This window comes from Salifodinibacter halophilus, assembly GCA_012999515.1.
GTDB lineage: Bacteria > Pseudomonadota > Gammaproteobacteria > Nevskiales > Salinisphaeraceae > Salifodinibacter > Salifodinibacter halophilus.
In genome coordinates this window covers 1-327 of the sequence record JABEEB010000096.1, presented here as the reverse complement: position 1 = coordinate 327, position 327 = coordinate 1, and the positions used below count along the sequence as shown (strand labels likewise).

Annotated in this window: 1 protein-coding gene; it reads right to left on the bottom strand. The window is 65.1% G+C overall.

Annotated features, from left to right (window positions below):
• Positions 1-327, bottom strand: a 327-nt coding sequence (locus tag HKX41_10855; protein ID NNC24629.1) for a hypothetical protein, incomplete at both ends; no start/stop codon positions are given.

Here is a 327-nt window from a genome sequence, read left to right as displayed (position 1 = left end):
AGCATATGCACCGAGCAAGCGCCGTCGTCGTCGGCGACGACGCTGATGCTGCCGCCCTTGAGGGCGATGCTGCGGCAGTAGCGGATGCTGTGCTCAATCACCTCGAATTCGACGCGTTCTCCCGAAATCACCTCGGTGATTCGCTTTGCGAGGTAGCCGCCGTCGCTGTAGAGGCATCGCGACGTGTCGCCGACCTTGCCGGCGCAGCCGGTCGTGCGCATCGGCACCGGCAGCACGCTGCGCAGGAAAAGCGACGGTTTACGGTGGATGTGCTCGTAGAAGCACACCGCGTTCCACGCGTCTTCGGCGCGGCAGGCGATCCGCTGG